The sequence below is a fragment of the Staphylococcus sp. HMSC034C12 genome (assembly GCF_001835895.1).
In the GTDB taxonomy this organism is placed as follows: domain Bacteria; phylum Bacillota; class Bacilli; order Staphylococcales; family Staphylococcaceae; genus Staphylococcus; species Staphylococcus hominis.
Window position 1 is genome coordinate 185,121 of record NZ_KV826331.1, and the last position, 23,943, is coordinate 209,063.

The following is a 23,943-nucleotide window of genomic DNA, read 5'->3' on the forward strand; positions in this document are numbered from 1 at the left end:
ACGACTGAACGATATTTTACGAATGTCAAAAAATAAAATCCTACAAGTTTAGGTCCCTTTAAAATCCTAAAAACATAAAAAAGTATTTTAAAGTGTGGATGACCTAAACTTGTAGGACAAAATAGTTATTCGATTTTATCTATAAATGAGACTCTAAATAGCGATCCTTTATTCAGTTCACTTTCGACCATAATGGTACCGTGAAGTGCTTCTACAATATGTTTTGTAATCGATAATCCTAAACCTGTTCCACCAGAGTCACGACTTCTTGCTTTATCTACTCTATAAAATCTCTCAAAAATATGCTTTTGATCTTTTTTGTCTATCCCAATGCCATAATCTTGGATTTCTAGATTAACTTTTATATCTTCTCTGTAAACTCTAACAATAACTTTATTATTTTCATATGAATAGTTAATGGCATTTGAAAGTAAATTCGTGATAACTTGAGACAATTTTCCTTCATGCGCTTCAATAATAACATCATTTTCTATTTCAGATTTAATAGCGATATTTTTATACTTAGCTTGAGTTTGTAGATTATGGATTGTATTATGTGCTAAATCTGAAAGATTAACATAAGTAGTCTCAATCTCAGTTTGTTGTTCAATATGAGATAAATCCAATAAATCCATGACAAGTGATTCTATACGATTTGATTCTTTTAAAATAATATTTAAAAACATATCAAGAGATTGTTCATCATTCTTTGCACCTTCAATTAAGGTTTCTGCAAATCCTTTAATTGAAGTGATTGGAGTTTTAAGTTCATGTGAAACATTTGCAACAAACTCACGTCTCAAATTCTCTAATTTTTTTAGATTAGTGATATCATGTAATACTACAACCATACCTTGAAGTTTCTTTTTTGATTTACTTAAAATGGGAATACAAGAAACATCAAAATATTTTTGATGAACATCATTAATGTATAACTCAATTTGTTCATGCAACGGTTTTTCAGTTTTAAAGCTTTCAATAATAAGATGTTGAATTTCTTTATCTAAATGTACAGTATAATCTTTATTTTCGACTTTACTATCTGGTTTGAACACCTCGTAATAAGCATGGTTTGCAATAACAATTTCACCTTGTTTATCTATCATTAATACCGAACTAGGAATATTTTCTAATGTTGTTTTAAGGCGATTAGATTGCATTTTTTGTTTATTATTTAATTTTTGCAATCGTCTTGCTAAATCATTGGTAGTAACAAATAATGCTTTTGTTTCTTTCACATTACTTTCAGGTACTCTAACATGATAATATCCATCTGCAATTAAAGATGTCGCATAAGTAACTTCGTTGATTGGTCGTATATAGGTGCGATTAATGCTTCTTACAGCTAAATAAATAGCAAATAACACAATGATTCCAATTAATGATAAGTACTTCCACATATTTTTTTGTAAATCTAAAATTTCAGTATTAATACCACTTATGTATATTGTTTGATTACTTACAGTATTTTTAAATGTGTAATCCACCTTATCCTTATTTTTATGATATATAATATTCGAAGGATTAGCTGCATTATCAATAGTATGATTAATTTGATGTTGATTGCCAGTTTGATATAACACATGTCCATTTTCAGAAATTTTAACAACCAAATTTTGATTTTGTGCTATACGCTGAATGTCTGCTTGTTTATTTCGCTTATTTAAATTTACGATATTTTCTGATAAATGATTTAATTCTCTAGTTTGAGTATCTGATAATATCTGATAAATCGTATGATGAAGAATTGCACCTAAGCCTATAAAACTAATAATTGTGATTGTACATAGTAGAAGTAATAATCTATGATGAAATTTAATCATTAAGCTTTAGGTCTTTCTAATTTATAACCCAATCCACGAACTGTTTTTATCAACTTAGGTTGTTTAGGATTTTCTTCTAATTTATCTCTTAAATGACTAATATGAACATCTACAATTCTTGAATCTCCTGCAAACTCGTAATTCCACACTGAATTTAACATATGTTCTCTAGTAATTACGCGTCCTTGACGTTCAATAAGATAAAGTAATAACTCAAATTCTTTAGGAGTAAGTTCAAGCAAGGTATCATCTCTATAGACTTCAAAGAATTCAGGACGAATTCTAATATTATCAATTACAATATCTTCATCCTCCACGTCATCTTTTACGACTTCATTAGCAATTTGAGAGCGTCTTAAAATAGCTTTTACTCTTGCTACAACTTCTCTTGGAGAGAAAGGTTTAGTCATGTAATCATCAGCACCTAATTCTAAGCCTAAAACACGATCAAACTCATCATCTTTAGCCGTTAACATTAAAATAGGTACAAGATTTTTATCAGATCGAATCGTTTTACATACTTCTATTCCATCTTTTTTAGGTAACATGACATCTAATACAATCAGTTCAGGTTTAACCTCTTTAACTTTTTTGAGTGCTTCTTCACCATCATACGCTACATCTACAATATAACCTGCTGTTTCTAAGTTATATTTTAGTAACGTTACTATTGATTGCTCGTCATCAACCACTAATACTTTTTGTGACATGATTTGCCTCCCTAAATAGAATTAACAATTTCAATTTTATTATAACTGAAATTTAAATAAAAATAACATACAACATATTGAATTTACATAAACTTAACATTTACTTATTATTTTCAATTTGTTAAGAATATTTTTCGTTAATCTTGTTTTGATATTTATTAATAATGAACAAAAACAGTCTAAGACATCAAAATCCATCTTAGACTGTTTTATCAAAATAAATATTATTTTAAGTTTTTAATCAATTCATCGGCAAATTCTGAAGTTGATACTTCAGTAGCTCTGTCCATTAAGCGAGCAAAATCATATGTCACAATTTTAGAAGCAATTGTAGCTTCAATAGCATCAGTAATTTTATCAGCCGCTTCTTGCCATCCTAAATGTTCTAACATTAATACAGAACTTAATAATTCAGATGATGGATTCACTTTATTTAAGTTAGCATACTTTGGTGCTGTACCATGTGTTGCTTCAAAAATAGCATGCCCTGTCTCATAGTTAATATTAGCACCAGGAGCAATACCGATTCCTCCTACTTGTGCAGCAAGTGCATCTGAGATATAGTCGCCATTTAAGTTCATTGTAGCTACTACATCATGTTCTGCTGGACGTGTTAAAATTTGTTGTAAGAAAATATCTGCTATTGAATCTTTAATAATAATTTTACCGTCTTTTTCAGCTTGTTGTTGTGCGTCATTTGCAGCATCTTTACCATCTTTTTCAGCAATGTCATCATATTGTTGCCAAGTAAATACTTTATCAGAAAATTCGTTATGAGCTAAATCATAACCCCATTGTTTAAATGATCCTTCTGTAAACTTCATAATATTACCTTTGTGAACTAATGTTACTGATTTACGGTTATTATCAATTGCATATTGAATAGCTGATCTTACTAAACGTTCGGTTCCTTCTTTAGAAACTGGTTTAATACCAATACCAGAAGTTTCGGGAAAACGAATATTTGTAGCACCCATTTCATTTTGTAAGAAGTCAATAACTTTTTTAACTTCTTCTGTTCCTTCTTTAAATTCAATTCCAGCATAAATATCCTCAGTATTTTCACGGAAGATAACCATATCAACATCTTGAGGACGTTTTACTGGTGAAGGTACACCTTTAAACCAACGTACTGGACGAAGACAAGTAAACAAATCCAATTCTTGTCTTAATGCTACATTTAAAGAACGAATGCCTCCGCCAATTGGTGTAGTTAATGGCCCTTTAATTGCGATTAAGTATTCTTTGATGGTATCTAAAGTTTCTTGTGGTAACCATTCACCAGTTTCATCGTACGCTTTTTGACCAGCTAATACCTCTTTCCACTCAATACGCTTTTCACCGTTATATGCTTTTTCAACCGCCGCATCAACAACACGACTAGCTGCTTTCCAAATATCAGGACCGATACCATCCCCAATAATAAATGGAATAATTGGTTCATTAGGTACATTTAATAATTCATCATTTGCTCTAGTAATTTTTTCAGCTGCCATTATAAAAGCCTCCATAAATTAAATTTTGAAATATTTTATCTTTCTTCTACTGCTACATATTTACGATTTGTTTCTCCAACATATTTTGCACGCGGACGAATAATTCGATTATCACGATATTGTTCTAAAATATGCGCGGTCCATCCTGCAGTACGACTTACAGCAAAGATAGGTGTAAAAATATCGTGTGGAATTTCCATGCTATGATAAACAGTTGCACTAAAGAAGTCTACATTTGGAATTAAACCTTTTTCATCATGCATACGCTTTTCAATTGCAAGAGAAATTTCATATAATTCGTTATGTCCAGTTTCAGAAGTTATTTTTCGACTCATTTCTTTTAAGTACTTGGCACGTGGATCTCCCTCTTTATATACACGATGACCGAATCCCATGATTTTTTCTTTGTTAGCGAGTTTCTTATCTAAATAATTATCTACTTCATCAAGTGATTTAACTTCTGATAGCATTTTCATAACTTGTTCATTTGCTCCACCATGTAAAGGGCCTTTTAATGAACCAATTGCTGCTACAATACCTGAATACATATCAGATAAAGATGATACTGCGCATCTTGCTGTAAATGCTGAAGCATTAAGTTCATGATCAGCATGTAATATTAAAGCTTTATTAAAAGCTTCAACTTCAGTATCAGATGGCAATTCCCCTTTTAACATATACAAGAAGTTTGCTGCATAGCTTAAATCAGAATTGGGCTTAACAGGTTCCTTTCCTTCTCGCACGCGTGAAAACGCTGTAACTAATGATGCAATCTTTGCTTGGATACGAATAGCTCGATTTTTTCGACTTTCATCTGTTTCCTCTTCAGCATCTGGATCAAAGTGTGCAATATAAGAAACAGAGGTACGTAATGCAGTCATTGGATGTACATCATCCGTAGCATATTCTTCAAAATGCTTATATACCCTTGGATTTAATGTCATATATTGTTTAAGTTTCTCTTTTAATTCTTCAAGTTCTTCTTGTGTTGGTAATCTATAATTCCATAATAAGAACATGATTTCTTCAAATTGAGCATTTTCAGCTAAATCATCAATATCATATCCTGAATAAGTTAATTGACTGTCAATAATTGAACTAATTTTAGTTTCTGCTGCGATAACCCCTTCTAAACCTTTTTGTAATTCTGCCATAAGTAATTCCCCTTTTCTTTTACATAATGTAATGGCTTTCATAAAATAGTATATCTAAAATTATAAGTTTTGTGAATAATTATATATGTGGTTTAAATTTTCATTAGTAAATTATTTATATATTAATTTTAATTATAATGATAGTAAAAATTGTTATAAAGCTATTTATGAATAGTAAGACAAGGTTGACTTATGTGAAAATAATGAATATTTTAATTATTTATCAACAATGATTATTTTTTATTAACTCAATGTTAATAAAATTTTTAGAAAAAATTTAGAAAAATAATTGTCGAATTTAATATATAAGTGCATAATTAATATTAATTAAATGTAAGGGAGTTGTCTTATGGCAGAAGAAAAATTACAAAGAGGATTAAGTAATCGTCATGTACAATTGATTGCTCTTGGTGGCGCTATCGGAACTGGATTATTCTTAGGTGCAGGTCAAACTATAGCTATGACTGGACCTTCTATTCTATTAACCTATATCATTATTGGATTCATGCTATTTATGTTTATGAGAGGTCTTGGAGAAATCATTATTCAAAATACTCGTTTTAAATCATTTGCTGATGTAACAAACGAGTATATTGGACCATTTGCAGGATTCGTTACTGGATGGACATATTGGTTATGCTGGATTATAACGGGAATGGCAGAAGTAACTGCAGTTGCCAAATATGTTAGTTTCTGGTTTCCAACTATACCAAACTGGATTACTGCTTTATTTTGCGTATTAATATTAATGGTTTTTAACTTATTAAGTGCAAAATTATTTGGAGAATTAGAATTCTGGTTTGCTATTATTAAAATTATAACTATTATAGCTTTAATCGTCATTGGTGCAATAATGATTTTATTTGCTTATAAAACTCAATTTGGACATGCAAGTTTAACTAATCTTTATAAACATGGTATTTTTACCAATGGAACCTCTGGTTTCTTTATGTCATTCCAAATGGCTTTATTCTCATTTGTTGGTATTGAAATGATTGGGGTAACCGCTGGTGAAACTAAAGATCCAGAAAAAACAATACCTAAAGCTATAGATGCAGTACCAATTAGAATTTTAATTTTCTATGTAGGTGCTTTAGCAGTCATTATGTCTATTATTCCTTGGGACAAAGTGGATCCAAATGAGAGCCCATTTGTTAGATTGTTCTCATTAATTGGTATTCCGTTTGCAGCTGGATTAATTAACTTTGTAGTTTTAACTGCTGCTGCTTCATCTTGTAATAGTGGTATCTTCTCAAATAGTCGTATGTTATTTGGATTATCTGAACAAAAACAAGCGCCTTCTATATTTAAAAGTACTAACAAACAAGGTGTACCACATATCGCAATTATAGTATCATCTGCGTTATTATTGGTGACAGCATTATTAAACTATATTTTTCCAAATGCAACGCTAGTATTTACATATGTTACAACAATTTCAACAGTATTATTTATTATCGTGTGGGCTTTAATTATTTGGGCTTATATTAATTATCATAGAAAAAATCCTGAATTACATAAAAAAGCAAAATTCAAACTTCCTGGTGGAAAATATATGGCCTATATTATTTTAGCATTCTTCATATTTGTGTTTTGTTTACTATTTGTAAATGCAACAACAAGAAACGCTATTTTCTTAACACCCATTTGGTTTATTATTTTAGGTATTATGTATTTAAGATATAAAAAAGTAGCAAATTAACATTAAAATATCAATATAAAAAATGACTGGAACAATTGATAATGTTCCAGTCATTTTTATGTTAATGCAGTCGATGTCTGAATTGAAATACTCTTGTAATAAGCATTTTTAAACACTACTATCCCCAACATAGAGATTTTCTTAATGAAAATCTACGTTCAACGCAAGGTGGGACGACGAATACGGCTCTATTCCACTTTTTTAATATGTTTAAATAATATAAAAAAGAGCGAGAATTTTATCCACTAATGTGGTTATTCTCGCTCTTCTAGCATTTTAATTAAACATACTTATACAGTTGTTTAATTAAAGGACATTCGCATACCCTTCAAAAATTCTACCTTGATTTGCATCAACAGTAATTAATAAGTCATTTTTCAATTCTTTAGTTGCATTTTCAACACCAATAATAGTTGGGATACCTTGTTCAAGTCCAACGATTGCACTTGGTGATGTTATACCGTTTTCTTCAGTAATTAAACCTGCAGCTTTTTCAACATATGGAACATAACTTTCGTCTACTGAATTAGTCACAATAATTGATTCACTTAGGTCTTTTCCTTCTAAATCACTAGCAGTTTTAGAAATCACTGTTTTACCAGTTGTTGATCCACGACCAACACCTTGACCTTTAGCAATTTCATCACCTACTAAATGTAATTTCATCATATTAGTCGTACCTTTTTCACCAGTTGGAACGCCAGCAGTAATGATAATTAAATCACCATTACCAACTTTTTCAGTAGCAACAGCTGTTGCTACTGCATTATTTAATAAATCATCTGTTGTTTTACGTCCTTTTTTAACAACTGGATATGCACCCCATACTAGTGCTAATTGTCTTGCAGTATGTTCACTAGGTGTTACTGCAATAATATCTGAATGTGGACGATATTTAGAAATTGTAATCGCTGTTGAACCACTTTCAGTTGCAGCTACAATTGCTTTAACATTTAAGTTTAGAGCAGTATGTGCTACAGATACACCAATCGCATTTACTAATGATGTTTCTACTAATTTAGTACGATCAGATAATAATTTTTTGTAATCTTGAGCAGCTTCAGCTGAAATTGCGATATTTCTCATTGTTTTAACTGCTTCTTCAGGATATTGTCCTGCAGCTGTTTCACCAGATAACATAACTGCATCTGTACCATCATAGATTGCATTAGCAACGTCACTTGCTTCAGCTCTTGTTGCACGTGGATTACGTTGCATTGAATCAAGCATTTGAGTTGCAGTAATGACAGGTTTTCCTAATTTATTACATTTTCTAATTAAATCTTTTTGAACGATTGGCACAGATTCAGGTGGAATTTCAACACCCATGTCACCACGCGCAACCATTAAACCATCAGATACTTCTAAAATCTCTTCGATATTGTCAATACCTTCTTGGTTTTCAATTTTAGGGAAGATCGTAATATTATCATTATTTTCTTGTTCTAAAATTTCGCGAATATCTAATACATCACTAGGACGACGTACAAAGCTTGCTGCAATGTAATCAATATCTTCTTTAATACCAAATTTAATATCTGCAGCATCTTTATCAGTGATACCAGGTAAGTTTACTTTAACACCAGGTAAGTTTACACCTTTTTTATTTTTTAATTCACCAGTATTTAAGATATCACATTTAACTTCGCCTTTATCTTTATCAATATCTTTAACTTGTAATTCTACTAAACCATCATCTAATAAAATGTATGATCCAATTTGAACATCATTAATTAAATCTTCATATGTGACTGAGAATTTTTCAGGTGTACCTTCAACTTGAGACATACTCACAATAACTTCTTTACCTTTTTCAAGTACAATCAAGCCGTCTTTCATATCATGTGTACGAATTTCAGGTCCTTTAGTATCTAATAAAATACCAATAGTTTTACCTAATTTTTTAGATACTTTACGAATTGAATCAATACGTGCTTTATGTTCTTCATGACTACCATGAGAGAAATTTAAACGTGCAACGTTCATTCCAGCATTCATTAATTTTTCTAACATTTCCTCAGACTCTGAAGCAGGTCCTATAGTACATACAATTTTAGTCTTTCTCATTATAAAAGCCTCCTAAATTATATAGATAATTCTTTTGCTAAGTCATAAATACGAGTGTTGAATTTATGGCTTTCATTATTGAAAATTTCATCAAATGGTGTTGCTGTAAGTTGGTTATTTTGTAAACCTACACCGAATCCTGTTTGACCTTGCATTAACAATTCTACAGCATAACCGCCTAATCTTGAAGCAAGTACTCGATCTACACCAGATGGACTACCACCACGTTGGATGTGACCAAGAACAGATACACGTGCATCAACATTGATATATTTAGTTAATTGTTCTGCACATTCATGGCCACTCATACAACCTTCTGCTACCATAACGATAGAATGTTTTTTTCCACGTTTAATACCACTTTCAATTTTTTCAGCAACATCTTTAATATCTGTGTGCTCTTCTGGGACTAAGATTGTTTCAGCACCTACTGACAATCCAGCCCACAGTGCTAAATCACCACAATCACGTCCCATTACTTCTACAACAAAAGTTCTCGCATGACTTGAAGCAGTATCTCTGATTTTATCGACACAGTCAATAATCGTATTTAATGCTGTATCGAAACCAATAGTGAAATCAGTACCATTAATATCATTATCAATTGTTCCAGGGATACCAATTGTTTTTATATCGGTTGTTTCTTCGCTAATACGTTGAGCACCTCTATAACTGCCATCTCCACCGACTACTACAAGTCCTTCAATACCATGCTTGTGTAAGTTCTCAATCCCTTTTTGTCTTACACTCTCATCTTTAAACTGAGGACATCTAGCAGAATATAGAAAAGTTCCTCCTCGTTGAATCGTATCTCCAACACTTCCTAATTCAAGTTTGTGGATATTATCATCAAGTAAACCTTGATAACCCTGATAAACACCAAAAACTTCGATATTATTATAAATTGCTTTTCGTACGACTGCTCTAACAGCAGCATTCATGCCTGGTGAATCTCCACCACTTGTTAATACCGCAATTCTCTTCATAGCGACATACCCTTTCCTAACTATAATAATCTTCATGTATAAATTACCATAATTTTATTATCTATTCCATTAATATTGATAGATTATATATATGTAAACGTTTTAAATTTTTAATTTAATTTATATAAAAAAAATGACTAGAAATTTTAATTAAAATTTCTAGTCATTCTGTGTTAATTAATAAAGGTACCAATATTTCTAAATTTATTAAATCGATGATTCGCTAAAGCTTGTCCATCTAATTTATTTAATTCATTAAGCTGATGAATAAAAGATTGTTTAATTTGTTTTGCTTGAAAAACGACGTCTCTGTGAGCGCCGCCTTGTGGTTCATTAATAACTTCATCTACCACGTTTAGTTCCAGTAAATCTTTTGCAGTAATTTTCATCGTTTCAGCAGCCATTTTTGCTAAAGAGCTATCTTTCCAAAGTAATGCTGCCGCCCCTTCTGGAGAAATAACAGAATAAGTACTATTTTCAAGCATTAATAATTTATTAGTTATACCAATACCAAGCGCACCACCGCTTCCACCTTCACCGATGACAACACCAATCACAGGTACTTTAAGAGAAGCCATCTCAATTAAATTTTTCGCAATTGATTCACTTTGCCCTCGTTCTTCAGCTGCTTTTCCCGGATATGCACCTTTTGTATCAATAAACGTAAAAATAGGACGATTAAATTTTTCAGCTTGTTTCATTAAGCGTAAAGCTTTACGGTAACCTTCAGGATGAGCCATTCCAAAATTACGATAAATATTATCTTTAGTATCTTTCCCTCGTTGCTGACCTATGATAGTTACCGGTTGATTGTTGAGATATCCTATTCCACCAATCATCGCAGGATCATCTCTAAAATTACGATCTCCATGTAATTCAATGAATGAATCAAAGATATATGGAATATAATCAAGTGTTGTAGGTCTTTCTTGAAGTCTTGCAATTTGTACTCGATCCCAAGGTTTTAAATTGGTGTATATTTTTTTTCTTTCTCTTTCCAAAGAGGCTTCTAACAAATCAATTTCATCTTGTAAGTCGACGTCATTTTTTTCTTGAGATTCCTTCAATGAATTAATCTTTTCTTTAATCTCATATAAAGATTTCTCGAAATCAAGCATTCGTCTTCACCTCTTGATGTAGTTTTAAAATTTCAGAAAGTGTTGCTTTCATGTCTTTTCTATGCACAACTTTATCTAATTGACCATGTTCTAATAAAAACTCAGCAGTTTGAAAATCTTCCGGCAATTTTTCGTTAATTGTTTGTTCTATAACTCTACGTCCAGCAAAACCGATTAAAGCCTTAGGTTCGCTTAGGTTAATATCACCCACAGAAGCAAAACTAGCTGATACACCACCAGTAGTAGGATGTGTTAAATAAGAAACATATAATAATCCAGCATCAGAATGTCGTTTTAATGATACACTTGTTTTTCCCATTTGCATTAATGAAATAATACCTTCTTGCATTCTGGCACCACCACTTGCAGAAAATAATACAAATGGTAACCGATGTTCAGTACAATAATCAACGATTCTACAGATTTTTTCCCCTACGACTGAACCCATACTTCCCATTCTAAATCGTGAGTCCATAACTGCAATGCCATATTTCACGCTATCTAATTCTGCTGTACCAGTTACGATGGCTTCATTTAAACCCGTTTTCTTTTGATCTTTTTCCACCTTTTCTTGATAACCAGGAAAATCTAAAGGATTAGAAGATGTCATTTCTTTATCGAATTCTTTGAACGAATTTTCATCTGAAATAGCTTCTATTCTTTTGTATGCAGGAAGTGCGATATGATGATCACAATTAAAGCATACATTTAAATTTTCAGTTAGTTCTTTTGTATACATTATTTTTTTACAATTAGGACATTTAGTCATGATACCCGCTGGTACGTCATTTTGTTTAGAATCCGGTACCGTTAAATATTTCTTTTTTTTACTACTTCTATTAAAAAAATCTTTAAACATGCGTAAACCTCCGCATAACTCACTCAATAATTTCGTTATTTTAAATAGTTACTTTTAAATTCGCTTACTTTATTTTAAATCTGTTAACTTCATTGTTTTATCATATACGTCATGGAAATCTACTTCAATACATGCAACACCTAATTCCATAGCAGATTGTGTTAAATCTTGTGTCGCTGATGGTGTCACTCTTTAATCGAAAGGAGTAGATTCAATATCTAAAACAACTCTAAAAACACCTAGATAAGCTAATATCTTATTAATTTGATTTCGAAAATAAGGTCGTCTCGTTCCTACTACTTTAGCACTACTTCCTTGATTCTTCATAGCTTTCTTTACACGATTCTACTGCCTCTATAGAGTATGCTAAACTTAGCTCTTCTATATTGGTTACTTTAACATAAGGTGTAGTTTTTAATTTACCTTGATTCTCTTTATGCATTTGTAATGCATCGTCTCTTAAAGACATTTAATCAATCTCTAATTGATTTATAATTAAATTACTTTTGAAAAGAAGGATTTTTGTAACAATTAAGTTCAATTTTAAAAACCATTTTTATATGCTACATGTTATTAAATCAAGAGATAAAAAAATCAATAAAATTATTAATTTTTCTTTATAACCATCAATTAACTATATCATAATTTTTTTGCATATAAAAGTTATATAATTCTGATGTCACTTGGCTTGAACATCTTTATAAACCTTTCGACTTGTTCCATTTCTTTTTGTAAAAATCCTAAAGATTGAGTTTGTTGTTGCATTTCATTAAATAAAACTACTTCTAAATCGTTATGTGTCGTTTGATCTATTAAAAATGATTTAATATCTTCTAATTGATTGACGTTTCTAACCATTATTTGTTTGGCTTGAGATAATTTGTTATTTTCAAAGTCGTTAATTGTATCCATACTTTGAATGATAATTTGTCTCTTTTGATTTCGTTCTTCAAATTTGCCATGAACGACTAGAATATCATTTTGTTGTTGACTCATTGTCTCATATTGTTTGTACTTATCTGGAAACAAAACACCATCAATAGTGGTTCTACCATCATCTAGAACCAAGAAAGCCATATGTTGTCCAGTTTTTGTTCTTATTTGCTTAAATTGATTAACCTGAACAAGTATAGGTTGATAATCTAAGCTATTCTTAATCGTAAATATACCTAAATATTGTTTGATATAAAATAATTTTTCAACTGGATGGTTAGAAATATAAAATCCTAAGTATTCTTTTTCATAAGCACTAATTATTTGATCACTGAATTCCTCTTTATCTTCATAGGCTTGCTTCGGTGTTAACATATTAAATAAAAATTCATCTTGTTCAACATTCGAAACTTGATCAATAACTTCATCAATTGTAGATAATAGTGTTGATCTAGTTTTACCAAATGAATCAAATGCGCCCACACATATTAATGCTTCTAATAATTTTCTAGTTTTAATTTTCTTAGGAATTCTTCTGGTGAAATCAAAAAAGTCTTTATACAATCCATTTTCAGATCGTTCGTCTACTATAGATTTGACGCTTTGATATCCCACACCTTTTATTGCACCCAACGATAAATAAATATTTTTTTCTGTCGCTTTGTAAAACCAGTGACTTTTATTAATATCTGGAGGTAAAATATTTAAACTTTGAGTTTTAGCTTCTTCTATTATTATTGCCGTTTTGGTTTCATTACCTATAACATTACTGAGAATATTCGCGTAGAAATAATTAGGATAATGCACTTTTAAATAAGCCATGATATATGCAATTTTAGAATAACTCACTGCATGAGCTCTAGGAAAACCATAATCCGCAAACTTTAATATTAGTTCGAAAATACGTTCACTAATTGATGCATCATAATTATTACTTACAGCCCCTTCAATAAAGTGTTGACGTTCACTTTCTAGAATAGCTCTATTTTTTTTACTCATTGCACGTCTCAATATATCTGCTTGACCATAACTAAAATTAGCGAATTGACTAGCAATTTGCATGATTTGTTCTTGATAAATAATGACGCCATATGTCTTCTTTAAAATAGGCTCTAAATCAGGATGTAAGTATTTAATGTCACTTTGACGATGTCTTCTTGATATGTATGTAGGAATTTCTTGCATTGGACCAGGTCTATACAATGATGTTACAGCAACGATGTCTTCAAAGTGTTCAGGCTGTAATTCCATCAATACTCTTCTAACACCTTCTGATTCTAATTGAAATATACCTGTAGTGTTTCCTAGAGATAATAATTTAAATACTTTTTGATCATTAAAAGGGATTTGTTCTATATCGATATCAATATTTAAATCTTTTTTTACTTGAGTGATAATTTGATGAATAATTGATAAATTTCTAAGACCAAGAAAGTCAATTTTTAATAAACCTAATCGTTCTGCTTCAGTCATTGTCCATTGAGTCAATATACCTGTATCTCCCATTGTTAAAGGAGCAAAATCATACAATGGTTTATCATTAATAATTATTCCAGCAGCATGGGTAGATGTATGACGTGGTAAGCCCTCTAGTTTTTTACTAATTTCAAACCATTTTTCATGACGATAACTTTTATGAACAAATGCTTTAAATTTTTCATTTTGATAGGCTTCTTCTAGTGTAATACCTAATTGATGTGGGATTAAATTCGATATTTCATTTAACGTTTTTTCGTCAAAACCAATAATACGGCCTACATCTCTCGCTACAGCTCTTGCTAATAGGTGACCAAAAGTGACGATACCTGATACGTGATATTGACCATACTTTTCTTGTACGTACTGAATCACTTTTTCTCTTCTTGTATCCTCAAAATCGATATCAATGTCTGGCATAGTGACACGTTCTGGATTTAAAAAGCGCTCGAATAATAAATCAAATTTAATTGGATCAATAGTTGTGATACCTAATAAGTAACTGACTAAAGATCCTGCAGATGAACCACGTCCAGGTCCAACCATCACGTCATGCGTTTTAGCAAAATGTATTAAATCGCTCACTATCAAAAAATAATCTTCGAATCCCATATTCGTTATTATTGAATATTCATGATGTAATCGGTCAATATATCGCTGATCTTTATCTAATTTAAATTCTTTAAGACTATATTTTAACTTTTCTAAAAGATAGGATTTAGTACTTTGTTGATTAGGGGTTTTAAAGTTAGGCAATAGATTTTGATGATATTGAATTTCTGCGTTACACTCATCAGCTAAAGCCTTTGTATTAGCTATTATTTTTTCAGACAATTGAAATGCTTTAATATTTTCACTAGTTGGAAAATATTCATGAGCATCCTTAATATCATTTACTAAATCCAATTTTGTATTGTTTTTTATTGCTTTTAATGCAGGTATTGTATCTGCATCTTCAGGATTTAAATATCTTGCATTATTAAGAAAGACAATTTTATCGTCTGAAAAATCTAATTGACTTGTGTGATTTATGAATACTGACTCATTATTCTTTAGTGTTTGAATTAACGATTGATGAGACGCATGAGCATCTTTAAAAACAATAGCAAGATGATAACTATATTTTTGTAGCCATTTTAGGGGTATCGTAGTCTTTTGTTTCATATTTATTGCAGAAGAAAGTTGATACAGAGCATGGAGACCTTCATTATTCTTTGCGAATAATACTGTTTCAATTGTGCTAATTTCATCAGAAACCATTACAGTCATTCCAAATATTGGCTTAATTCCCTCTTTAACACATGCGTCATAAAACTTAGGGAAGCCATATAATACGTTCGTATCAGTAATTGCAAGTGCTTGATATCTATTTTCTTTTGCCTTTGATACAACATCGTTAATTTTTAAACTTGAATATAATAAATCATATGTTGAATGAATATTCAAATGTACAAACATATATGACTTCCTTTCGTAATTTATAGTTTTTGGCGTAAGGCTTCACCTAAAGTCTCAAATTGTTCCCAATTTTCAACAGAGACTCCAGATGCATTTGGATGTCCTCCACCGCCAAATTGATTAGCTATATCATTAATAGTAATTCCTTTAGAACGTAATCGACATCTAATTTGATCACCTTCATCAACACCAAACATCCATATTTTTAGACCTTTGATATCCGCTACGGTATTAACAAACTGAGATGCTTCGTTAGGTGCAATTTGAAATTGGTTTAGGACGTCTTTAGTAATCTTTATTTGGCAATATTGATGATCTTCACTTAATTGGAAATTTTGTAAAATATATCCTTGGAATGGCATAAGTTTTGGATCTTTCTCACCCAATTGATTTAATATCTCATTATGATTAAATGGAAATTCTAGCAAACGACTAGCAACCTTCATAGTATGTGGTGTGGTATTACTAAATAAAAAACGACCTGTGTCTCCGACAATTCCTAAATATAGAACACGTGCGACAGATTCATCGATAATATTAATATCATTAAAATGTGTAATAAAATCAAAAATGATTTCGCTTGTTGAACTTGCATTAGTATCTACATAATTTATTCTGCCATATTGATCAGTAGCAGGATGGTGATCAATTTTAATTAAATCTTTGCCTTGATTAAATCTTTGATCATCGATACGAGGTGCATTTGCTGTGTCACAAACAATCACTAGAGCGTTTTGATACATATCATCTCTAACTCTGTCTAAATCCCCTATAAATGCTAAAGAAGATTCTGGTTGCCCAACTGCATAAATAGACTTTTCTGGAAATTTACGTTGCAAATAATATTTTAAGCCTAACTGCGAACCATATGCATCTGGATCAGGACGAACGTGTCTATGAATAATAACAGTTTCATATTTATCAATTTCATTCATTATTTTATTAAAAATTTCTACCATTTCTTTTCTCCTTTAATTTCAAAAACTATTTTAAACACCTTCAAACATTTGACATATAACCATTGCATTTGCAACTTTCTCATTTTTACAAGTCATAGTGACCTCTAATTTAGCAAAATTTCTTCCTACATCTAACATGTTATACTTTACATCAAGCGTACTTTCAATTGCGACATTTTTAATATAAATGATATTCAAGCTTTCAATCATAACATCTACTTTTTTATACTTACGCAATTCATGTTTAATTGTTTCTTCAATAATTGCGACACATATTGCTTTACTCAACGTACCATATTGGTTGGTTAAAACTGGTGAAATTTTAACTGAAGTCTCATTATGATTTATTGAGATATGTTTGGCAATTTGATCGATAATGGTTTCTCCAATTTGAGGTTGTCTTCCAATTAATTGCATTGCTTTTAACACATCATTTCGTGTAATAACACCTATTGCTTTTTTATTTCTTGTTGTGACAGGTAAAATTTCAATTCCATCCCAAATCATTATATGAGCACAACTCGCTACTGTAGTTGTTAATTCAACATTGATAGGTCGTCTTGTCATGACTTTATTAATCTTATCATCTTCGTTCATATGAATAATTTCTTTACTCGTTACAATTCCCACAAGTTTCCAATCTTTATTTACTACTGGAAAACGAGAATGTCCTGTGACTTTTGCACGAGAAATATAGTCTTCTAAACCCATTTCATCAAACACTACCGTCATATCATTGATAGGTTTTACGATATCTTCAACAATAAGTATCTCTTTTCTTATCATTTGATTATACATGGCTCTATTAATGATATTAGCTACTAAAAATGTATCATAATTTGAAGAAATAATAGGTAACTCTTGTTTATTTGCATAATCAATAATATTTTGAGCTGTACTAAATCCACCGGTAATAAGTATACCGCTTCCTCTTTTTAATGCTTCCATCTGAACTTCAGGACGGTTACCTACAATCAATAACGTTTGATTTCCAATATACTTTACTACATCTTTTAGTTCCATAGCTCCAATTGCAAATTTACTAACAGTTTTATTTAAACCATTTTTCCCACTTATGATGTCACCTTCAATAATATTCACAATTTCTTGAAAAGTAAGATGTTCAATTTGTTCGCGACTCTTTTTATCTATCCGAACTGTACCCACTCTATCGATGGTGGTTACAAAGCCAAGTTGACTAGCATCTTTAATTGCTCTATAAGCAGTCCCTTCAGAAACATTCATTACTTTGGCTATTTTTCTAACTGAAATTTTTTGTCCTATATTTAATGATTCTATATAAGATACAATTTGTTCATGTTTAGTCATTTTCAACCCTCTTCATTTTTAGACAATGTCTAATATATTATAACTTTTTTATTTATAAAAATCGATTTGAATGTGACAAAAGTATCAAAAACTAACATATCGGTATCATTTTGTTTTTAATGTATAAAAATGAAGTTAATTTAAATAATAAAAATATAAATTTGATGGAAATATTAAATCACTAATTATATAATTAAATATAAGGAGGGATGACCTATGTATAAAAACATATTACTAGGTGTAGATACTCAATTAAAAAATGACAAAGCATTGAAAGAAATTTCAAAATTAGCTGGCCCAGGTACCGTTGTTACAATCATGAATGCGATTGGTGAACAAGACATCCAAGCCTCTATTAAAGGAGGGACTCACATCGAAAAATTGACACATCGTCGTGATCAAGGACTTGAACACACACGTCATACTTTAGATGATTATGGTATTAATTATGATCAAATTATCGTTCGTGGAAATCCAAAAGATGAATTGGTGAAACATGCAAATAGTGGTAAATATGACATTGTCGTATTAAGTAACCGTAAAGCTGAACAACAAAAGAAATTTGTTTTAGGTAGTGTTAGTCATAAAGTTGCTAAACGTGCTACTATCCCTGTTTTAATAGTTAAATAATTTTAATCTTATAAAAAAAGACGGTAAATGCTATATTTACCGTCTTTTCTATATATCATTAAAATGTCACTTCATCACCAGGTTGTAAAATTTGTACTTCTCCTTGAGATACTGCTTCTTTAAATTTCTGTGGATCTTGTTCAATTAATGGGAATGTATTGTAATGAATAGGCACTGAAATTTTAGGTTTAATGAATTCATTTATTGCATAACTTGCATCTTCAATACCCATAGTAAAATTATCACCAATAGGAATAAAACATACATCTACTGGATGACGTTCAGCAATTAATTTCATATCGCTAAATAAACCAGTATCTCCTGCATGGTAAATTGTTTTACCTTCTGCTTCAATGATAACGCCCATTGGCATACCCAAATAAACAGGTATTCCATCTTCATTAGTATAACTTGAACTGTGGAAGGATTGAACAAATTTTACTGTACCGAAATCAAATTGATATTTACCGCCAATATTCATACCATGTGCGTGTTCAATTCCATGATACGTTGTTAAATAGCCTTGTACTTCTGCAGAACCAATCACTGTAGCATGATTGCGATTAGCTAATTCAACTACATCACCAAAATGATCACCATGTCCATGCGTTAAAATAATATAATCCACATCTAATGTCTGCTCATCTAAATCACTTTTATCATTACCAGAAATAAATGGATCAACAATTACTTTTTTGTCATTACTTTCAAAATAAATCGTTGACTGTCCATGAAATGAAAGTTTCATATATAGAACCTCCTATATTTTAATATTATTATTATACCCTGATAATTATATTTATAACTTGAAACACTTTGAATTCATTTCTATTTAGACGTAAAATTAAATTGATTAAACTATAGGAGGATACGTATTATGATTAAAACAGACGAAATTATTGCAACATTAAAAGATAAAAATGCTGATGCAGCATGGATTACTACTCCACTTAATATATTCTACTTCACAGGTTATAGAAGTGAACCTCATGAAAGATTGTTTGCGTTACTTATAACTTCAAATGGTGAATGCACATTATATTGTCCTAAAATGGAAGTTGAAGAAGTTAAGCATTCACCTTTTAATGGAAATATTGTTGGCTATTTAGATACTGAGAGTCCTTTCGATTTAGCACCCCATACATTTGATAAATTATTAATTGAAAGTGAGCATCTCACTGTTAAACGTCAACGAGAACTTACGAATAACTTTAACGTTAAAGCGTATGAAGATATCGATTTAACTATTAAAAAGCTAAGAAATATTAAAGATGAAAATGAAGTTGAAAATATAAAAAAAGCTGCTGAACTTGCAGATAAATGTATAGATATTGGTGTTTCATTTTTATCTGAAGGCGTAACTGAAAGAGAAGTTGTAAATCATATTGAAAATGAAATTAAAAAATATGGCGTTAGTGAAATGAGTTTCGATACAATGGTACTATTTGGTGATCATGCTGCATCTCCACATGGTGTACCTGGAGATCGAACATTAGTTAAGAATGAATATGTATTATTTGATTTAGGTGTAGTCTATAATCAATATTGTAGTGATATGACAAGAACTGTAAAATTTGGTGAACCAAGTAAAGAAGCAAGAACGATTTATGATATTGTCTTAAAAGCTGAACAAAGTGCTATTGAAGCAATTAAACCAGGTGTCCCTTTACAAAATATTGATAAAATTGCTAGAGACATTATTTCAGAAGCGGGTTACGGTGATTTCTTCCCTCATCGATTAGGACATGGACTCGGTTTAGAAGAACATGAATATCAAGATGTATCAAGTACAAATACAAATTTACTTGAAGCAGGTATGGTGATTACAATTGAACCTGGCATTTATGTACCTGATGTCGCTGGCGTCAGAATTGAAGATGATATTTTAGTCACTGATACTGGATTTGAAATACTTACACATTATAATAAGTAATTTAAAATTAAATCTCTCTTTTATATCAAAAAAGCGGAATAGGCACTCATAAAGAATGCTATTCCGCTTTTTATTGAATTAATTTAGATTATTCTTTTAATGCATCTTCAATAGATGTATAAGTTAAATCAAAAGCTTCTGCAACACCTTTATTAGTTACATAACCTTTATACGTATTTAAACCTAATGACAGAGGTTGATTTGCTTTAAATGCCTCTTTATAACCTTTATTAGCAAGTAACTGTGCATAAGGTAAAGTAGCATTATTAAGAGCAATAGTAGACGTACGTGGAACTGCACCAGGCATATTCGCTACTGCATAATGTACAACACCATGTTTAACATAAGTTGGATCATCATGTGTCGTGATTTTATCAGTAGTTTCAAAGATCCCACCTTGGTCAATAGCAATGTCGACTACTACTGAACCGTCTTTCATTTGTTTAATCATATCTTCAGTAACTAAACTTGGTGCTTTCGCTCCAGGAATTAATACTGCACCAATAACTAAGTCACTTTCTTTAACTGCATTTTCAATATTAAGTGGATTAGACATTATTGTATTAACACGACCGTCAAACAAATCTTCTAATTCCGCTAAACGTTTAGGATTTACATCTAAAATAGTTACATCTGCACCTAATCCTAAAGCAATTTTAGCAGCATTTGTACCTGCTTGACCGCCACCAATAATAGTAACTTTGCCTTTTGGTACACCTGGCACGCCACCAAGTAAAATACCCATTCCACCGTTAATTTTTTGTAAGAATTCTGCACCAATTTGAGCTGACATACGTCCTGCAACTTCACTCATTGGTGTTAATAAAGGTAAAGAACGATCTGGTAATTGAACTGTTTCGTAGGCAATACTTACTACTTTATTATCAACTAATGCTTGAGTAAGTTTTTCTTCATTAGCAAGATGTAAGTATGTGAATAAGATAAGACCTTCTCTGAAATATTTATATTCTTCTTCTAATGGTTCTTTTACTTTAATCACCATGTCTACATCCCAAGTTGTTTTTGCATCATTAACTATTTCTGCACCAGCCTGTTTATAATCTTCGTCTTCAAAATATGAACCAGAACCTGCGTTTGTTTCAACAAGTACTGTATGTCCTTGTTCAACTAATGCATGTATACCACTTGGTGATAAACCTACTCTATTCTCATTATTTTTTATTTCTTTTGGAATACCGATTTTCATTCCATCCACCTCCACTTCTTATGGTAACGCTAAAGTAATGAAAGCGCAATCACCAAAGATACACAATGTCCACATAATTGTTGAATTATAAATATTAAATATTCAGAAATTTATGTTAAAATTGAATTAAGAAAAGTTAAGGGGGACTTAAGATGTTAACTTATAAAAACATTTTAATCGCAGTTGATGGTTCACATGAAGCAGAATGGGCTTTCAACAAAGCTGTAGACGTTGCTAAACGTAATGATGCTCAATTAACTATTGTTAATATTATCGATTCAAGAACTTACTCTTCTTATGAAGTGTACGATGCTCAATTCACGGAAAAATCTAAAGGTTTTTCTGATGAACTTTTAAAAGGCTATAAGGAAGTTGCTTCACGTGCAGGTGTTACAAATGTAGAAACTCGTTTAGAATTTGGATCACCTAAAGCGATTATACCTAAAAAGTTAGCAAATGAATTAGGTGTCGATTTAATAATGTGTGGTACTTCAGGATTAAATGCAGTAGAACGATTTATCGTTGGTTCTGTTTCAGAAGCAATCGTTCGTCATGCACCATGTGATGTACTTGTCGTGCGTACTGAAGAAATTCCAGAAGATTTCCAACCTGAAGTTGCAACTCCTGAATTTAGAAAACAATTTTCTTAATAAAGTAATGTATGTAAATAAAGAGGTCTGAGACAATTCCTTATGTCTCAGACCTCTTTAATATGTTAGAGATACAACATTAGAGTGGGACAACAAATTCAACATGACTTTTGTTCTATTCCCCTGTTATATTCTAAAAAACGATGAGATAAGTTTAATCTCATCGTTTTTTTAATATATCTTATAATTCACCGAATTTTACTGTGTCTCTTGCAATCATGACTTCTTCATTAGTTGGAACAACAATTACTTTAACTGGAGAGTGTGGGTAATTTATGAAAGCTTCTTCACCGTGAGTAGATTCATTTTTCTTAGGATCCCAATAAACACCCATAAACTCTAAGCCTTCTAAAATTTTAGCACGTATTGGTGATGAATTTTCACCGACACCTGCTGTGAAGACAATAACATCAACGCCATGCATTCTAGCAGCATAAGAACCAATGTATTTGTGAATTCTAGAAGCAAAAATATCTAAAGCAAGTTCAGCTCGTTCATCGCCATTGGCAGCTTCACCTAATAAATCACGTAAATCACTTGAAGTACCAGAGATACCTAATAATCCAGATTCTTTGTTTAAAACTGTTAAAACTTCATCAGCAGTTTTACCTGTTTTTTCCATAATAAATGGAATTAAAGCTGGATCAATATCTCCTGAACGTGTACCCATTGTTACACCTGCTAATGGAGTGAAGCCCATTGATGTATCGATAGATTTCCCACCATCAATTGCAGCAATTGACGCACCATTACCAATATGACAAGAAATAATACGTAATTCTTCAATAGGTTTTTCTAAAATATCAGCCGCACGACGTGATACATATTTATGGCTTGTACCATGGAAACCGTATTTACGAATACCAAAATCTTCGTAATAGTTATATGGTAAACTATACAAATAAGAACTTTCTGGCATAGTTTGATGGAATGAAGTATCAAAAACTACAACATGTGGAATATTAGGTAATAACTTTCTAAAGGCACGAACTCCCATTAAGTTTGCAGGATTATGTAATGGCGCTAATTCACTTAATGACTCAATTTTTTCTTCTACTTCATCAGTGACTAAAGCAGATTTAGGGAATAATTCTCCACCATGAACAACACGATGCCCTGTACCAGCAATATCATTAATATCATTAATAATACCATGTTTTTTGAAGCTATCTAACATGATATTAATTGCCTCTTCATGATCTTTAATATCTTTAACTCTTTTTACTTTTTCACCATTTACTTCAATAGTAAATATTGAATCTTTAATACCAATACGCTCAATTAAGCCCTTTGTAACTAATTCTTCTTCAGGCATTCTGATAAGTTGGAACTTTAAAGAAGAACTTCCCGCATTAATCGCTAAAACTAATTTAGACATGATTCATTGTCCTCCAATTTATATATTAAATATCCATATCTATTTAACCACTAATACAGAAGTAATTCAAGAATA

Annotated in this window: 18 protein-coding genes and 1 pseudogene; 4 read left to right on the forward strand and 15 right to left on the reverse strand. The window is 31.1% G+C overall.

Annotated features, from left to right (window positions below; translation table 11 throughout):
- Positions 1-125: 125 nt before the first annotated feature.
- The 4 genes from pnpS to HMPREF2629_RS07585 form a co-directional block, all read right to left on the reverse strand.
- Positions 126-1,823 (reverse strand): two-component system histidine kinase PnpS, encoded by a 1,698-nt coding sequence (pnpS, locus tag HMPREF2629_RS07570; protein WP_048681004.1) that lies wholly within the window; start codon positions 1,821-1,823, stop codon positions 126-128.
- Complete coding sequence (locus HMPREF2629_RS07575; protein WP_017176131.1) at positions 1,823-2,533, reverse strand: response regulator transcription factor; 711 nt, start codon at positions 2,531-2,533, stop codon at positions 1,823-1,825. Before HMPREF2629_RS07575 ends, pnpS begins: the two co-directional genes overlap by 1 nt.
- Before the next feature lie 224 nt (positions 2,534-2,757).
- Positions 2,758-4,029, reverse strand: coding sequence for an NADP-dependent isocitrate dehydrogenase (gene icd, locus HMPREF2629_RS07580; protein WP_017176130.1), 1,272 nt, complete (start codon positions 4,027-4,029; stop codon positions 2,758-2,760).
- 35 nt (positions 4,030-4,064) lie between these two features.
- On the reverse strand, positions 4,065-5,183 hold the full coding sequence (locus HMPREF2629_RS07585) for a citrate synthase (RefSeq protein WP_017176129.1): 1,119 nt from the start codon (positions 5,181-5,183) through the stop codon (positions 4,065-4,067).
- Positions 5,184-5,532: 349 nt separating this feature from the next.
- On the opposite strand from HMPREF2629_RS07585, the gene HMPREF2629_RS07590 reads away from it, so the two are divergent.
- Positions 5,533-6,885 carry an amino acid permease gene (locus tag HMPREF2629_RS07590; protein WP_017176128.1) on the forward strand — a complete coding sequence of 451 codons (1,353 nt, stop codon included), beginning with the start codon at positions 5,533-5,535 and terminating at the stop codon, positions 6,883-6,885.
- A 306-nt stretch (positions 6,886-7,191) separates the two neighbouring features.
- Here the strand turns inward: HMPREF2629_RS07590 and pyk are convergent, their stop codons facing one another.
- From pyk to HMPREF2629_RS07625, 8 genes and pseudogenes are all read right to left on the reverse strand, one after another.
- The gene (gene pyk / locus HMPREF2629_RS07595; protein ID WP_017176127.1) at positions 7,192-8,952 is read right to left on the reverse strand and encodes a pyruvate kinase; all 1,761 of its coding nucleotides are present in this window, start codon (positions 8,950-8,952) and stop codon (positions 7,192-7,194) included.
- Positions 8,953-8,969: 17 nt separating this feature from the next.
- Positions 8,970-9,938 carry a 6-phosphofructokinase gene (pfkA, locus tag HMPREF2629_RS07600; protein ID WP_054105795.1) on the reverse strand — a complete coding sequence of 323 codons (969 nt, stop codon included), beginning with the start codon at positions 9,936-9,938 and terminating at the stop codon, positions 8,970-8,972.
- A 173-nt stretch (positions 9,939-10,111) separates the two neighbouring features.
- Positions 10,112-11,056 (reverse strand): acetyl-CoA carboxylase carboxyltransferase subunit alpha, encoded by a 945-nt coding sequence (locus HMPREF2629_RS07605; RefSeq protein WP_017176125.1) that lies wholly within the window; start codon positions 11,054-11,056, stop codon positions 10,112-10,114.
- Positions 11,049-11,915 carry an acetyl-CoA carboxylase, carboxyltransferase subunit beta gene (gene accD / locus HMPREF2629_RS07610; protein WP_017176124.1) on the reverse strand — a complete coding sequence of 289 codons (867 nt, stop codon included), beginning with the start codon at positions 11,913-11,915 and terminating at the stop codon, positions 11,049-11,051. The genes HMPREF2629_RS07605 and accD overlap by 8 nt, the downstream gene beginning before the upstream one ends.
- A gap of 310 nt (positions 11,916-12,225) precedes the next feature.
- Positions 12,226-12,384, reverse strand: a pseudogene (locus HMPREF2629_RS11170) (NAD-dependent malic enzyme); the annotation flags it as partial.
- Between the two features lie 194 nt (positions 12,385-12,578).
- Positions 12,579-15,782, reverse strand: a complete 3,204-nt coding sequence (locus tag HMPREF2629_RS07615; RefSeq protein ID WP_054105796.1) for a DNA polymerase III subunit alpha — start codon at positions 15,780-15,782, stop codon at positions 12,579-12,581.
- A gap of 20 nt (positions 15,783-15,802) precedes the next feature.
- Entirely contained in the window at positions 15,803-16,741 is a 939-nt protein-coding gene (locus HMPREF2629_RS07620) for a DHH family phosphoesterase (protein ID WP_048761533.1), read from the reverse strand.
- 30 nt (positions 16,742-16,771) lie between these two features.
- The gene (locus tag HMPREF2629_RS07625; protein ID WP_054105797.1) at positions 16,772-18,070 is read right to left on the reverse strand and encodes a DRTGG domain-containing protein; all 1,299 of its coding nucleotides are present in this window, start codon (positions 18,068-18,070) and stop codon (positions 16,772-16,774) included.
- Positions 18,071-18,286: 216 nt separating this feature from the next.
- Between HMPREF2629_RS07625 and HMPREF2629_RS07630 the strand changes: the two genes are divergently transcribed.
- Positions 18,287-18,700: a universal stress protein gene (locus HMPREF2629_RS07630; RefSeq protein WP_048679566.1), complete on the forward strand. Its 414-nt coding sequence runs from the start codon at positions 18,287-18,289 to the stop codon at positions 18,698-18,700.
- A 58-nt stretch (positions 18,701-18,758) separates the two neighbouring features.
- Here the strand turns inward: HMPREF2629_RS07630 and HMPREF2629_RS07635 are convergent, their stop codons facing one another.
- Positions 18,759-19,448: a metal-dependent hydrolase gene (locus tag HMPREF2629_RS07635; RefSeq protein ID WP_054105798.1), complete on the reverse strand. Its 690-nt coding sequence runs from the start codon at positions 19,446-19,448 to the stop codon at positions 18,759-18,761.
- A gap of 129 nt (positions 19,449-19,577) precedes the next feature.
- On the opposite strand from HMPREF2629_RS07635, the gene HMPREF2629_RS07640 reads away from it, so the two are divergent.
- The gene (locus HMPREF2629_RS07640) at positions 19,578-20,633 is read left to right on the forward strand and encodes a M24 family metallopeptidase (RefSeq protein WP_049415022.1); all 1,056 of its coding nucleotides are present in this window, start codon (positions 19,578-19,580) and stop codon (positions 20,631-20,633) included.
- Positions 20,634-20,721: 88 nt separating this feature from the next.
- Here the strand turns inward: HMPREF2629_RS07640 and ald are convergent, their stop codons facing one another.
- Positions 20,722-21,840 (reverse strand): alanine dehydrogenase, encoded by a 1,119-nt coding sequence (gene ald, locus HMPREF2629_RS07645; RefSeq protein WP_049379582.1) that lies wholly within the window; start codon positions 21,838-21,840, stop codon positions 20,722-20,724.
- A 152-nt stretch (positions 21,841-21,992) separates the two neighbouring features.
- Here ald and HMPREF2629_RS07650 point away from each other — a divergent pair, with 152 nt between their 5' ends.
- Entirely contained in the window at positions 21,993-22,490 is a 498-nt protein-coding gene (locus HMPREF2629_RS07650; RefSeq protein WP_048761525.1) for a universal stress protein, read from the forward strand.
- A 181-nt stretch (positions 22,491-22,671) separates the two neighbouring features.
- On the opposite strand, the gene HMPREF2629_RS07655 is transcribed toward HMPREF2629_RS07650, so the two are convergent.
- Positions 22,672-23,868 carry an acetate kinase gene (locus HMPREF2629_RS07655; protein ID WP_019835453.1) on the reverse strand — a complete coding sequence of 399 codons (1,197 nt, stop codon included), beginning with the start codon at positions 23,866-23,868 and terminating at the stop codon, positions 22,672-22,674.
- Between the last annotated feature and the right edge of the window lie 75 nt (positions 23,869-23,943).